Source organism: Arthrobacter sp. TMS2-4, assembly GCF_054511075.1.
Genome location: NZ_JBTNDI010000018.1, coordinates 12,598 through 25,384 on the forward strand (window position 1 = coordinate 12,598; position 12,787 = coordinate 25,384).

The window sequence follows — 12,787 nt, forward strand, 5'->3', positions numbered from 1 at the left end:
GAGAGCCTAATCCGCTCCGTCCGGCAGGTAGTGGGCGGCTGAAGATCCGCTACGGGGCTGTGTCTTGTTCCAGCATGGTGCCGAGGAGGCCGCCGAAACCTGCGGCGAGCACATGGGCGTTGACCAGTGGCATCCACCAGCAGGTCCAAGTGACGCTCGCTCCACCGTGGGAGGGATCCGTTTCTCCCGCCGTCCACCGCTCTGTTACATCAGCGTCTTCCATGCTCAGGTGGAAGTAGTGCCGTACGGCGATCTCGTCTCGACTCGGCCGTACATCGTAGTGCTGAGTGCCGATCCCTCGTACCAGGTGACCGCGCCGGCCGGTTTCCTCGAAGAGTTCGCGGACCGCGGCTTCCTCCGGGGTCTCGCCGGGTTCGATGGAGCCGGCGGGCACTTGCACGCCGGCATCCGTCATCGGTACTGCGTCATGGGTGAACACCAGGAGGTGCTCCTCCTGCACGACGTAGCAAACAACTTTCCGGACTTTACGGGTCACCGCTTCACTCTACGGACCTCGTGCTGTGCGCCCGCCCGACCCCGTTCAGAAGGCCCCTGCTGGCGCTGCCCGCAGAACCGGATAGCGTCGACCTCATGGGAATGCATGACGATGAGCTGCACATCGATGAGGACATGGCTCGTCGGCTGATCGTCGGTCAGTTCCCCCAGTGGCGTGATGAACGCGTGCAGCACGTGACGACGGACGGAACGGTCAACGCCATCGTCCGGATCGGCACCGGTTTAGCAGCGCGCTTCCCGCTCCGCGCAGCCGACCCATCCGCGGTTCACGACCAGCTCGCACGCGACGCCGCCGCGATGCGCGAGCTCGCAGCGTGTTGTCCCTTCCCCTCACCAGCCCCCGTGGCGATCGGGGCGCCGGGTGACGGCTATCCGCTGCCGTGGTCCGTGCAGACCTGGCTGCCAGGAGACGTCGCAACACCGGACGGGCTGGAGTGCTCTGACCGATTCGCCCACGATCTGGCCACCCTGATCCGTTCCCTTCGCGCCGCTGACACACGAGGTCGGACGTTCACGGGTGCCGGCCGTGGCGGAAACCTGCAGGATTCCGACGGGTGGATGGAGGTCTGCTTCCGTCAGAGTGAAGGGTTGTTGCCCGTCGATCGTCTTCGTGACCTGTGGGCAGCCTTCCGGGTCCTCCCAGCTGCTGATTCCACCGTGATGACCCACGGGGATCTGATACCCGGCAACCTCCTCGTTGAGGGAGACCAGCTGGTCGGCGTGCTCGATGCCGGAGGTTTCGGTCCTGCCGATCGTGCACTGGATCTCGTCGCCGCGTGGCACATGCTCGATCACCCACGCCGAGAACTCCTACGAGGTGAACTGGCGAGCGGTGAGCTGGAATGGCGGCGCGGAGCCGCCTGGGCATTCCAGCAGGCCATGGGATTGGTCTGGTACTACCGGCAAACGAATCCGACGATGAGCGGCCTCGGGCGAACTACCCTGGTTCGGATTACCAACGACCCGCTTTTCTCTGCATCCGCTTTCGCTGGCTTACCTGCCTACTAGCCCACGTCCACCTTCTCTCCGACGCGCTTTGAGGGGGTTACGGTGGATCTCATGATTCCTGGACCGGCTCAACGGGTGCTTTTCCATGGTGTGACCGGCAGTGGGAAGACCTCGGCCGCGCACGCCTACTCGGTCCTTACGGGTGTCCCTGAGTTCTCGGCCGACGACGATCTGGGGTGGCTTCCCGGCTGGAAGGGCCGCCCGATCGAGGACCAGTACCGGATCGCGGCCGGCATCGCCGCCCAGGACCGGTGGGTCCTGGACAGTGCCTACTCGTCCTGGCGGGACATCATCCTCGCCCGCACCGAGCTCATCGTGTTCCTCGACTACCCCCGGTGGCTCTCCCTCGGACGCCTCACCCGCCGGACCGTCCGTCGCATCATCGGCAGGGACCGGGTGTGCAACGGCAACACCGAGACCCTCCGCCGTGTCCTCGCGAGGGACTCCATTATCGGCTGGCACTTCAAGACCTTCACCCGGAAACGGCACGCGATCGAGAGGATCCGGGCTGATCCGTCCATGCCACCGGTCTTGTCGTTCCAGCATCCCCGCGACCTTGATGGCTGGATCGCGGCAGGCGCCCCCGCGCCACCGGCCGTTCGAGGCGCACGCAATGGATGCGACTCTAATGGCTGATCGGTACCGGGACGGCATCACCGTTGAGCCCTACTCACCGGACTGGGCGCGTCAGTACCGCCTCGTCGCTAACGCCCTGGAGACCGCTTTGGCCGGGCTTCGGGTCGCCTCGATTGAGCACGTCGGTTCGACCGCGATCCCCGGCCTGCCGGCGAAACCCGTCCTCGATATCGATGTCATCGTTGCGCGCGACGTCGTGCCTGGCGCCATCGAAGCGCTCGAAAGTGCAGGTTACGCCCACCGCGGGGATCTGGGGCTAACGGACCGTGAAGCCTTCGAGGCACCGGATGGGGCACCGGCCCGCAATGTCTACCTCTGCGTGGCCGGCACTCTGCACGTCCGCAACCATCTGGCCGTCCGGGCGGCACTGCGTGCGCACCCCGCCCTGCGGGATCGGTACGGCGCGGTGAAACAGCGCCTGGCCAGCGAGCCCGGCATGGACATCCGCCGCTATATCGCCGGCAAATCTGCTGTCCTGCAGGACATTCTGGCCGTCTCAGACCTCACCGCCGAGGAGAAACAACAGATCTACGCGCTGAACACGACGATGCCGTAGTTCACGGCGGCCGATCACGGGCTCATGTCAGCGCTCACCTCAGCGCAGTCCGCAGTGATGCAGCGTTCGCGGTCAACCATCTGTCTGCCCGTGGCAGTTTGTCCTTCAACCCTTCGTCCCACCACCGGCGGAAGACAGGGTCCGAGTCCGCTGCTGCTTTCATGGTGATGGCGGAGTTCCTTTGGCGGCGGAGTGCGACGTCGACGATCTGGCTCCTCTGCAGGGCGTTCATCCCGTAAGCGTCGGCGAAGATCCTGACCCGGTGTGGGACATCGACGTCGGCCAGGGCGGGCCCGCGATCCTGCGGGTGACTGAGTGGGGCCCACCAATACAGGGCGTTGACGGTGTCGGCCACCCGCGTCGTAGGTCTCGCCAGGTCGAAGTCGATCAACGCCACGGGCATGCTGTTTCGGAAGACGACATTACCTGGACAGTAGTCCTGGTGAGCTACGAGTTCCGGTTCGTTGAACAATGGCTCGACCCCCGGTTGCGGGGGGCCCGGGATGGCCCCGAAGGTCGCATCGGGGGGAGGATTCCACCCCTCGGCGGCATCATGTGCCCGCCGGATCAGTCGGGCAAGCCCCACGAGCTGTTCGTCCCCCACGGCCCACGCCGGCAGAGGCTCGGTCGGTACGTCGCCCTCGACATAGCTCAGGACCTCCCGGCCCTTCATGTCGTACCCCTGAGGGAGGGGCGCGTCGGTGAAGCCCCGCTCGTGAAGGTGCTCAAGAAACAGATGAAGTGTTGCCGTGTGGGCTCGTACCGGCCGGTGGACAGAGTTCCCCTTCCGGTAAACCTCGGTCCATCCCTGCCCGGCCAGCAGCACCTCATCCGCCAGATCCTGATGCTCCACCACTTTGGCCTCCATTTCGCAGTCACCCATCGTGCATCACCAGGACCTTCCAGAGGCAGCGGTGGTGGAGATATTCGCTGCTGCGGGGTGGGCAGTCAGGTGCACACCCTCGTCATGCCGGCACGAGATCGATGAGTGCCCGGTTGCGCGGTGGGCGATGATCGCTGCGTGCGGCCGCTGGCCGCCGGTCGTCCTGGTGTGGGTTTCGGCGACCTCGAAGCCGGCCGAGATCAGTTCTTCGCTGAGGTCAGTCACCGGCCAGCGGTACGCCGGAGCCACGGCATGAGCAAACTGCTCGACCACAGGGCCCTCGAAGAACCCGATCAGGAGCACGCCACCAGGGCTGAGGACACGGCTGAATTCCTGGAGGGGAATCCTGATCGTGGTTGGCTCGTGGTGGATAAGCGAGTACCAGGCAAGGATCCCGCCGACCGTTGCTGCTGCCACATCCAGGGCCTCGAGGCTGCCGACGTCGAAGGGCACGCCCGGATAGGTGCGGCGTGCACGCTCGATGAACTCGGGCACCAGATCCACGCCGCGCGCATCACGCCCCTGCTGGGCAAGAAAGTTCGTCCACTGGCCCGGACCGCACCCCGCGTCGATGACAGGGCCCTCGATACCCTCAGCCCAGGCGGAGACAAGCTGGCGGTCGGACGGGTGCACCGCGTCCATTGAGCCGAAGAGCTCCCCGTATTCCGTTGCCCGCCCCGAGTACGCGCCGCTGACCACATCCATCATGTGAGCGAGTCTAGGCACGCATCAGATGAGTGCCCGATGGCGAAGCGTCACCGGGAGGATGCCAGGAGCGTTTCCGCCCAGAGGTCGTGGTGACGCTTGGCGTAGTCGGTGACGACCCGCCAGTGCTCGCCGTGACCGTCGGCGTACATCGAGCCCCACGGCTCACGGCCGGACCGGTGGGCCGTTTCCAGGAGGTGATACATGGCTTCGGCGCGTCGGCCCAGTGCCGCGGGCAGTGCTTCGCGCAGACGCTCGTCGGCGTCGTACCCATCGATGAACGCCGCGAGATTCCGTGCGGCTTCCCGCGGGGGCTGCCCGGTGTCGGAGAGCGTGAACGCTTGAGCGGCGTACGCCAGATCCCAGAGCCGGGTGCTGGGCGCGGCCGCGTCCCAATCGATGAAGACCCAGCGATCGCCGATAATCAGATTCCAGGGAGCGAGATCGTTGTGACAGATGAGTTCCGCACCCGGTGCCGGGATAGCCGTCGTCCACCACGCATCAGCGGCCGGAATGTAGGTTTCGCTCGCGTCGTGGATCCGCCGGACCATGGCCCCGACCCGGTGCAGTTCGGCGTGCGTGAGGGGACCGGCGTCGAGGGCGAGTGGCCCCGGCACGAACTCGGTGACCTGCCGACCCTGCTCGTCTCGGCCGAGAACCTGCGGGACGTCGACCCCGGCTCCCCGGATGGCGGCCATGAACTCGACGACGCTCGGTGTCGAGGACGTCCAGGGTTTGCGCACCGTTGCCCCGACACGCACCACGCCGCCGTCGGTCGCGTTGCCGCCCGTAAGGACCTGCTCGTCATCCATCCCTCGAGGCTAGCCCGCGGGATGGATCTCCCCGACCCGCCACGACCACCCGGCGAGCAAACGCGGCCCAGTCCGTCCAACGTGCGTATGCCCCGAGCGCATTCGCCGACGTCAGGCGCGTTCGAGGGCGAAGAAGATGAAGCCGACGAACGCGGTACGGTCGCGGAGGTGCGGCGGAAGCAGGTCCCGGGGCGTGTCCGGTGCGATCGGGGGCTCACTGACGACCGTGACGCGGAATCCGGCCTGGGTGAACGCGTCGGTCATGGCGTGCAGCGGGCGGTGCCAGAAGGTCAGGGTCGCGGGCTGGCCGTTGAAGACGTAGTCCTCCGAGTACTCCGTGAGCGCGAAGTAATCGGCCGCCGGCTCGATCACCTTGTAGATCAGGGGATGATTCACGGACAGGACGAGACGGCCGCCGGGTTTCAGGACGCGCCGCAGTTCGGCTAGCGGGGCAGACCAGTCCCGCAGGTAGTGGAACACCAGGGACGCGGCCGCAGCATCGAAGACGCCATCCCGGAACGGCAATGGCTGGCTGAGATCGGCCACGTGCAGGTCCGCGTCAATGCCTAATCGTCGGTGTGCCAAATCGATCATCGCCGGGCTGGCATCAAAACCCGTCACCGTCGCACCCTTCGCCGTCAGGGCAGCGGACAGGGGCCCGGCCCCGCAGCCGACATCCAGGACTCTCTGACCGCTCACGTCGCCGAGGAGATCGATGGTCGCCGGCCGCTCGTAGTAGGCGTTCATGAGGCTGGACTCGTTCTCGGTCGAGTAGTTCTCAGCGAACGCATCGTAGGGGGCTACCTTCACTGCTTGCTGCTCCTGGGGGTGGTGACGTGCAGGACGTAACGGCCGACTCTACGGAGCACGCACCGCCCGGGGTCCGCAGGCACACCGCAAACGCACCGTGTCGCCCTACTCCGCTGCGCTGGCCGCCAACCCGAGATACCGGTACACCGTCGCCCGGCTGGCTCCGATGATCTTCCCGATGTCCGCCGGCGCGACCCCTTGGGCCTTCAGGTCTCGGGCGCGTCGGACGTTCGCGTGGTCGGCGGTGATTTCCCGTCGGCCGGCCTTTCGTCCGTGTTCGGCGGCCGCGGCCATACCGGCCCTGGTCCGCTCGGCGAGTTGATCCCGCTCGAGCTGGGCGAAGGCCGACATCACGGTCAGCATGGCCCGACCCATGGGACCAGTGGTGCTGATCCCTTCGGTGACGCTGCGGAAGTGCACGCCACGGTGTTCGAGGTCGTCGATCAAAGCCAGCAGGTTCCGGGTGTTGCGCCCCAACCGGTCCAGCTTCCACACCACCACCTCATCCCCGCTCCGGAGATGATCGAGAAGCTTGTCGAGCTCGGGCCGGCTCGCCCGCGTCCCGCTCACTCCGTGGTCGGTGAAGATCCGGTCACACCCGGCCGCTTTCAGTGCTGCCTGCTGTAGGTGGGCGTTCTGTTCCAGAGTGCTGACCCTGGCATACCCGATACTTCCCATTTTACCGTCTCCCGCACTCATCAAAGGCCCTCTTCTGCTTTATTGAGAATAGCGGGTGTGAGACACATTGTTGGGACGGGACGCGGGCGCCCACTCCCCCGCCGATCCTGAAGGAGCCAGACCTGCCGCCACGTGCTGCCGGTCGTCCAATCAAAGGATCCTTCGCAAGAACGGTCATTCACTGCATTGTTGACCGCATACTCTTTGCGCTTGGAGGGGTCGGCTTGTTTTTCATCATCGGTTTCTGGTTTGCCGCCATCTTCAAGCGGTACGGCAACGCGGTCCAAACGATCGTCTTGATCGGCCTCGGCCTCGCCTTCGTGGGGCTAGTGGCGCTCACAACCTGGCGGCAGGCCTGACCGCACGTCGGACAGTGGGTTCTCGACGGGGCTCGCTCGGACTGACCCTTTGGGCGATCATCGTGGGCGCGCTGCTTGCTGTCGGCTCCTATCTCACGCTACGCAGGATGCCCGCCTAGTACCCCCAGGCCCAGTCGACACCCGCCACCATTTTCATCGACGGCACCCTCAACACGAAAGCGCCGTAGGAGCGTCCGGGGTCAATCGTCCCGCTCGCGAGCCAATCCGTGACCGGTCTTGCTCGTTAGATCAGCTAACTTACGCGCCGAACAGTATGCGGCAGCGGCCGCATCAGACTGGCTCCGGTCCATTGGCTCTGTTCCTGACCCGCCGATCCCCTATGCGAGCCGGGCGGATGTGAACAGGAGTGCAAGGCGGTGCGCCCTGCACTCCTGCCGCCCTCGGTGCCGTTTGCTCGACCCTAGGACTCCCTCCAGTCAAGGGAAAAGCGGTCAACGGATCAATCAATAATTGCTGGGCCCGGACTGCACAAAGTGTGCATCCCGGCGCATTACGCCATCTTGCGACGTGCGCCGCACCTCGTGTGAGGCCCACTCGGCGGAGAATGATCCTCCGGTGGCAGCTCACAGTCCCGCAAGGGTGTTGGCGCGCGAGGCCGAGGATTACAGTAAGCCCCAGCCGTCAACGCAGTAGACCCCATCGTGAGAGGGTGTGAAAGATGAGCGAGGAGCCCGTTGTGACCAGGGGTATGCCGTCCTCCCATCACGGCGGCAGCGAACGTGAGCGCGATCTCGCCACGGAACTGGCGGAGCTCGCCCGGTCGCTGCAGCGGGAGCCGGACTCGGACGCGATCATCGCGGGGTTCGTCCACGCGGCCTTGGATTTGATTCCCGGTGTCGACGAAGGCTCCGTCAGCGTCGTCCTCGGGCGTAAACACATTGGTTCGCGGGGCGCCACCGGGTCCCTGCCCGCGCGGATCGATGCGCTGCAAATGGAGACCGACGAGGGCCCGTGCCTGGAAGCGGCCTACAAGCACCGCACGGTGCGGGTCCCGGACATGGCGCACGAAACGCGGTGGCCGCTGTTCTCCTCTCGGGCCGCCGAGGCCGGCGCCCGGGGCATGCTCTCCATCCAGCTGTGGGTCGAGGGCGACGACCTCGGAGCCCTGAACCTCTATTCGTACGAAGCGAACGCGTTCACGGACGAGTCGGAGAACATCGGCCTGCTGGTCGCCTCCCATGCCTCCGTCGCCTTCGCCGAGGCCGAGAAGAACCGACAACTCAACGAGGCGGTGGCTTCCCGGGATGTCATCGGCCAGGCCAAGGGGATCCTGATGGAACGCCACAAGATCACCGGCGAGGAGGCGTTCATCGTGCTGTCCATGGCCAGCCAGCGCACCCACCTGAAACTCTGGGACGTCGCCGATCGCCTCATCAGCAGCGGTGAACTTCCAGAGCAAATCAGGACGCCACACTAAGAGGATCGGTGTCTGTTCGTGCGGTGATGAACATTGCTTGCTTGCGGTGACTGCTGGGGTAAGTGCAATTCACTGCCTGCAGCGTGGGGAATGCCGGGAACCGCGGACGACGGATCAAAGCTTGGAGGGCATAGATGGTGCGAGGTCACTGCATCGTGCTCTTCGCAGCATCGTCCTCAGCGCAGTGGGGGCGAAGATTGGGAGCGAAATCATGGAACTGATAGGGTCAGCAGCGGTTCAGAAGGGAGCCCTGCTTCATCATGCTCTCTTTTCGTCGAAAGGCGTTCCATGACCACACGTCTGAGCCCGTCCGAATCCTTCCCCGAAGACCTGTCCGCGTTAAGCCTTCCGCAGGTTGAAGTCCTCAATAGCAAGATTCAGCGCGAGTTGTCCCATGAGTACGTGCAGGACGGAGAACCTCATCCCGAGACGGAATCCCGCAACGAGGAACTGACCGAAGAGCTCGATCGCCGGGACGCCACGGAGATCACACCATCACAGGAATCTCCACGTCCTCGGCCAGTACTCGGCATAGCACGTCGTTTGTGAGTAGCTCGCATTATTCAGGTCTTCTTCAAAAGATCGTGCAGTGAAAAGGACATCCCCGATGCACCGGAACCTGATCGACGATAATTATGTAGAGGAGAATGTTGTGCCGGATGAGAGAGAGTTAGCTAAGGAGGCCGCTGATCACGAGGTAACGGCCTTGTTGCAGGACATGGTCCTGGACAGCCAGGACGTCCAGGAGTTCCTGGAGGGGTTGATCTCCGTCGCGGCGGCAGCGTTCACTGGGGCCCACGGTGAGGTGTTCTGCGGTGTGACCCTGCTGCGGCCCCAGTCGATGACCACGGTGGCCAGCAGCAGTGAACGGGCGCGTGTCATGGATGAGGTGCAATACGGGTTCGACGACGGCCCGTGCCTGCGCGCAGCCCGTGAAGGGTACACCGTGCACATCCCCGATTTCCTCACCGAGCCCCGGTTCCCCGAGTACCGGCAGGCCATCGCCGGACACGGGATCCGCTCGGCCCTAGGGATCCCCATCCGGCTCGATGCAGGCGCCAGTGCGGGCCTGGATTTTTATGCGGTGACACCCAACGCCTTCGACGAGACGAGCATCAAGGTCGCCGAGGGCTTCGCGCGGGACGCGTCGAAGTCCCTGCGCCTGGCGGTACGGATCGCCGCCCTGAATGAGAACTCCGCGCACATGCGGGCTGCCATGGAAACCCGGACCGTCATCGACCTCGCGGTGGGAGTCATCATGGGACAGAACCGGTGCAGCCAGGACGAGGCGGTCGCGATCCTGCGCACCGCCTCCCAGAGCCGAAACATCAAACTCCGGGACCTCGCAGCGAACCTGATCGCCTCCCTCGGTCAGACCGCGCCCGTCCGTACTCACTTCGATCTCTGAGCGATACCCCACTGACCGTGAACCTCGCCCGATGACCTGCCACAGTCAGGCGATGACCGCTCCGGTGGACATCACAGCTCTGGCAGGATACGCGGCCCGTTGATCTCATCCTCCACCCGTTGCGCAAAAGCGCGGAGGATACGCCCGTCATCGGCCGTAAAAATTCGAGGGGTTTGATCCGCGATGCACAATGTCCCGATCATCCATCCGCGCGGTCCGCGGAGAGGATGCCCTGCGAAGAAGCGTAGGTGCGGGTCGCCGAGGACAAACGGGGTGTCCCTGCACTGATAATCCGTTGTTGTGTCATGGATAACCGTCGGGCGGGCGCGGCGGAGCGCAAGGTCAGACAGGGACACCGCTCGAGAGACCTCACGGCGCAGAGGGCCGATCACTGACTTCCCGAAACACCGGCGGTCATCGATGACCGTGATCATCGCCGCGCCGACACGAAAATGATCACTCACCTGCCGACTGATCCGATCGAACCGATCCTCCGGTGCCGTATCCAGCAACCCAGTCCGGATGACCGCTTCCAGCCGCTCTCGCTCCTGCTCCTGGGGAGTGAGAAGGAACGCCCCCACAGCGCCCATTTCATGCTCGGCATGCCAGAGCAGCCTTCCGAATGACGAATCAGTACAGTCGGCGATCCTCATCCCGATGTGATTTTGAGCCAGCCGCGTGTTCGTCGCCTCGACGAGCACCTCACACTCGCCACCGTCCAAGGTTAAGACCCCCGCCAAGCACGCCTCGAGCTCGAATCGCGACGCCGCACCTCCCATCGCGTAATACGCGATCCACACATCCTCCAAGCACAGCTGCGTCGACATCAAAACCTCCCGGACCTGCCGGATCCGCGCCCCTGTACTCATCTGCCGTCCCCTCCTGATGAATCTCTACTCAACACAGGCGCCTCTCCATCGGCGACCCACCACAAACTATCAGTATGCTTACTATCCTCGTGGTGGCAAGCCCCCTCAAGCTTGAACCAGACGGCGCGAGACGCAGACGCCGCGCCGGGGGTGCTCTGCACAGTAGATCGACGGTACCGTTCCGTACTGTTGGTGCCCGGTCAAACTAATCCCGGTCTTACCTTTCGCGTCCACCTCGAACATCACATAGCCGACACTGAGGAACAGTTACCGGGCGTAGAGCTGCGCCCAAGCGGGCGACCTCACGCCGAAGCTTGTTCAGTCGCTTTATCTCGTTCCCAAATTTCCTCACCGCAAAGGATTGCGCCTCATGCCGGCGTATCTCGCTCTGGCCCTTATTCGCACTCTCATACCATCGCTTGCTCTGCCCAGCGGCGAGCTGGTGATCGGCGCATACGGCGCCGTGCTATAGATCGAGGAGAACTCCCGACCAGGGTCCACACCACACCGAACAGCCACCAGTAATACGTCGACGGCACCTGGACCCGCGTCGATCGGTCCCCCACTACGGTCATCTGCGCGTCCCCCACCTCGACTGATCCGCGGTTCCGGATCACTACTGATCCAGAACACTAGATCACTTCCTGGGTGGCGTCTATGCTCGGATGGTGGGATACGAGGATCAGCCGGCACGAGAGGCCACCGCGGCGGAAGCCAAAGCCCTGGCGCATCCGGTCCGCATCCGGATCCTGCAGGCTCTCCGAGGCGAGCCGAAGACCAACAAGGAGCTCGCCGAGGATCTGGGAACGAGTCCCGGAGCGACTTTGCATCACGTCACCGTGCTCCTGGACCAGGGTTTCGTCGAGATGCAGAAGGAGCGGACCGGCCGTCGAGGCGCCCGCGAAATCCCTTACGAGACGACGGGCAAGACGAGAATCCTTTCGTTCCAGGACACCTCACCGGGTTCGGTCGATGTGCGCAACGCGATCCTCCGGTCAGCTCTGGACGGGTATACGGCTGCGCCTCCCCAGGCTCGCTTCGGCGAATCGTCTGTGACCTTGTACCTGACCCCGGAGCGCCTCGATGGGTTCGAGAAGCGACTACAGGACGTGATCACCGAATACGCCCAGGACGCCCCCTCCCCCAACTCAGAGAAGTACGGGTTCTTCGGGGCCGGCTACCGCCATCCAAAGTCCTAGGGCTGGAGCTGCACGGCAAGGTGGCTCACTGGACGGCGCCGGACGGCGCAAGGAGGCCTTCGATCTCATCGGCCAGTTCCGGGACTGGTCGACGGCCGTCGAGTTCGACCGAGGCGCTGCGGCGCAGCAGCGGTTCGACCTCGAGAATGTGCCGGCGAATCGCGGACTGGTCTGCTTCCGAGTTGCCGTAGGGATTGGTTCTCCGTACAGATACCCGCTCGATGAGGACTTCGATCAGGGCACTGAGGAGAACGACGGCATTGAACCGATCGTAGAAGCGGCCCTGGTTCTCAACAGTGCCCGAGACGAAGAGCGGCGAGTCAGACAGGAGAAGGGCCGCCATTCGGGGTTCGTCCCATGTTCGATCCGGAAGAACCCAGCCGTCGTAGTCGGTGTCGATCGTCCGGTAGCCCCGCCGGGACAGCTCGTTCAGCACCGTTGTCTTCCCTGCCCCCGACATGCCGGTGATCAGAATCCGGGACATGAAGGCAGCCTATCGGTGTGCCCATACCCGATGGCGGATCTTGGCGGGACGGACTGAATGAGGGATCAATCTTGGACTGCGGCTACGGCTTCGATCTCATCGACGGACTGGTTCACCGGGAGGATGTCAAAAGCGTTTCCGCCCAGAGCTCGTGGTGACGCTTGGCGTAGTCGGTGACGGCCCGCCAGTGCTCGCCGTGCCCGGTGGCGTACATCGAGCCCCACGGCTCACGGCCGGACCGGTGGGCGGTTTTCAGGAGGTGATGCAACCGGCGACGCGCATGGGCGCACCTCGAGCCGGTAGCAAAACCCGTCGCAGTCACTGCAACCTGCCGACGACGCTTCGCACGCGGCTTGTGCACCACCGTCAAGCCCGCATACCTGTGTGTGACTTTCTGTAGGAGTGGCGGGGTTTTTGCGCGCTGAT

16 protein-coding genes are annotated in these 12,787 nt (G+C 64.4%); 8 read left to right on the forward strand and 8 right to left on the reverse strand.

Annotation, left to right across the window (positions count from 1 at the left end; all coding sequences use genetic code 11):
• Window positions 1-49 precede the first annotated feature (49 nt).
• Window positions 50-496, reverse strand: a complete 447-nt coding sequence (locus ACX80F_RS15905) for an NUDIX hydrolase (protein WP_459337366.1) — start codon at window positions 494-496, stop codon at window positions 50-52.
• Between the two features lie 101 nt (window positions 497-597).
• Between ACX80F_RS15905 and ACX80F_RS15910 the strand changes: the two genes are divergently transcribed.
• From ACX80F_RS15910 to ACX80F_RS15920, 3 genes are all read left to right on the forward strand, one after another.
• Window positions 598-1,524 (forward strand): aminoglycoside phosphotransferase family protein, encoded by a 927-nt coding sequence (locus ACX80F_RS15910; protein ID WP_459337367.1) that lies wholly within the window; start codon window positions 598-600, stop codon window positions 1,522-1,524.
• A gap of 75 nt (window positions 1,525-1,599) precedes the next feature.
• On the forward strand, window positions 1,600-2,160 hold the full coding sequence (locus ACX80F_RS15915) for a P-loop NTPase family protein (RefSeq protein ID WP_459337368.1): 561 nt from the start codon (window positions 1,600-1,602) through the stop codon (window positions 2,158-2,160).
• Complete coding sequence (locus ACX80F_RS15920; protein WP_459337369.1) at window positions 2,153-2,716, forward strand: GrpB family protein; 564 nt, start codon at window positions 2,153-2,155, stop codon at window positions 2,714-2,716. Before ACX80F_RS15915 ends, ACX80F_RS15920 begins: the two co-directional genes overlap by 8 nt.
• Before the next feature lie 34 nt (window positions 2,717-2,750).
• On the opposite strand, the gene ACX80F_RS15925 is transcribed toward ACX80F_RS15920, so the two are convergent.
• The 5 genes from ACX80F_RS15925 to ACX80F_RS15945 form a co-directional block, all read right to left on the reverse strand.
• On the reverse strand, window positions 2,751-3,542 hold the full coding sequence (locus tag ACX80F_RS15925; protein WP_459337370.1) for a phosphotransferase enzyme family protein: 792 nt from the start codon (window positions 3,540-3,542) through the stop codon (window positions 2,751-2,753).
• A gap of 63 nt (window positions 3,543-3,605) precedes the next feature.
• Window positions 3,606-4,307, reverse strand: a complete 702-nt coding sequence (locus ACX80F_RS15930; RefSeq protein ID WP_459337371.1) for a class I SAM-dependent methyltransferase — start codon at window positions 4,305-4,307, stop codon at window positions 3,606-3,608.
• Between the two features lie 47 nt (window positions 4,308-4,354).
• Window positions 4,355-5,116: a phosphotransferase gene (locus tag ACX80F_RS15935; RefSeq protein WP_459337372.1), complete on the reverse strand. Its 762-nt coding sequence runs from the start codon at window positions 5,114-5,116 to the stop codon at window positions 4,355-4,357.
• Window positions 5,117-5,227: 111 nt separating this feature from the next.
• On the reverse strand, window positions 5,228-5,926 hold the full coding sequence (locus tag ACX80F_RS15940) for a class I SAM-dependent methyltransferase (protein ID WP_459337373.1): 699 nt from the start codon (window positions 5,924-5,926) through the stop codon (window positions 5,228-5,230).
• A gap of 105 nt (window positions 5,927-6,031) precedes the next feature.
• Entirely contained in the window at window positions 6,032-6,604 is a 573-nt protein-coding gene (locus ACX80F_RS15945) for a recombinase family protein (protein ID WP_459337374.1), read from the reverse strand.
• 224 nt (window positions 6,605-6,828) lie between these two features.
• Here ACX80F_RS15945 and ACX80F_RS15950 point away from each other — a divergent pair, with 224 nt between their 5' ends.
• The 4 genes from ACX80F_RS15950 to ACX80F_RS15965 all read left to right on the forward strand — a co-directional run bounded on the left by ACX80F_RS15950 (window position 6,829) and on the right by ACX80F_RS15965 (window position 9,809).
• The gene (locus ACX80F_RS15950; protein ID WP_394253175.1) at window positions 6,829-6,963 is read left to right on the forward strand and encodes a hypothetical protein; all 135 of its coding nucleotides are present in this window, start codon (window positions 6,829-6,831) and stop codon (window positions 6,961-6,963) included.
• Between the two features lie 697 nt (window positions 6,964-7,660).
• The gene (locus tag ACX80F_RS15955) at window positions 7,661-8,401 is read left to right on the forward strand and encodes a GAF and ANTAR domain-containing protein (RefSeq protein ID WP_394253173.1); all 741 of its coding nucleotides are present in this window, start codon (window positions 7,661-7,663) and stop codon (window positions 8,399-8,401) included.
• Between the two features lie 288 nt (window positions 8,402-8,689).
• A complete protein-coding gene (locus ACX80F_RS15960; RefSeq protein WP_394253171.1) occupies window positions 8,690-8,950 on the forward strand; it encodes a hypothetical protein in 261 nt (86 codons plus the stop codon).
• A 157-nt stretch (window positions 8,951-9,107) separates the two neighbouring features.
• Window positions 9,108-9,809 (forward strand): ANTAR domain-containing protein, encoded by a 702-nt coding sequence (locus ACX80F_RS15965; RefSeq protein WP_459337375.1) that lies wholly within the window; start codon window positions 9,108-9,110, stop codon window positions 9,807-9,809.
• A gap of 71 nt (window positions 9,810-9,880) precedes the next feature.
• Here ACX80F_RS15965 and ACX80F_RS15970 read toward each other — a convergent pair whose 3' ends face one another.
• On the reverse strand, window positions 9,881-10,636 hold the full coding sequence (locus ACX80F_RS15970) for a GAF domain-containing protein (protein ID WP_459337376.1): 756 nt from the start codon (window positions 10,634-10,636) through the stop codon (window positions 9,881-9,883).
• A 710-nt stretch (window positions 10,637-11,346) separates the two neighbouring features.
• Between ACX80F_RS15970 and ACX80F_RS15975 the strand changes: the two genes are divergently transcribed.
• The gene (locus ACX80F_RS15975) at window positions 11,347-11,877 is read left to right on the forward strand and encodes an ArsR/SmtB family transcription factor (protein WP_459337377.1); all 531 of its coding nucleotides are present in this window, start codon (window positions 11,347-11,349) and stop codon (window positions 11,875-11,877) included.
• A 25-nt stretch (window positions 11,878-11,902) separates the two neighbouring features.
• Here ACX80F_RS15975 and ACX80F_RS15980 read toward each other — a convergent pair whose 3' ends face one another.
• Window positions 11,903-12,361, reverse strand: coding sequence for an AAA family ATPase (locus tag ACX80F_RS15980; RefSeq protein ID WP_459337378.1), 459 nt, complete (start codon window positions 12,359-12,361; stop codon window positions 11,903-11,905).
• Window positions 12,362-12,787: the final 426 nt, after the last annotated feature.

Excerpts from the sequence above, each read along its gene's own strand:
- ACX80F_RS15960 (WP_394253171.1), top strand. The coding sequence starts at position 8,690 with ATGACCACACGTCTGAGCCCGTCCGAATCCTTCCCCGAAGACCTGTCC.
- ACX80F_RS15935 (WP_459337372.1), bottom strand. The coding sequence starts at position 5,116 with ATGGATGACGAGCAGGTCCTTACGGGCGGCAACGCGACCGACGGCGGC.
- ACX80F_RS15920 (WP_459337369.1), top strand. The coding sequence starts at position 2,153 with ATGGCTGATCGGTACCGGGACGGCATCACCGTTGAGCCCTACTCACCG.
- ACX80F_RS15930 (WP_459337371.1), bottom strand. The coding sequence starts at position 4,307 with ATGATGGATGTGGTCAGCGGCGCGTACTCGGGGCGGGCAACGGAATAC.
- ACX80F_RS15945 (WP_459337374.1), bottom strand. The coding sequence starts at position 6,604 with ATGGGAAGTATCGGGTATGCCAGGGTCAGCACTCTGGAACAGAACGCC.
- ACX80F_RS15980 (WP_459337378.1), bottom strand. The coding sequence starts at position 12,361 with ATGTCCCGGATTCTGATCACCGGCATGTCGGGGGCAGGGAAGACAACG.
- ACX80F_RS15910 (WP_459337367.1), top strand. The coding sequence starts at position 598 with ATGCATGACGATGAGCTGCACATCGATGAGGACATGGCTCGTCGGCTG.
- ACX80F_RS15970 (WP_459337376.1), bottom strand. The coding sequence starts at position 10,636 with ATGTCGACGCAGCTGTGCTTGGAGGATGTGTGGATCGCGTATTACGCG.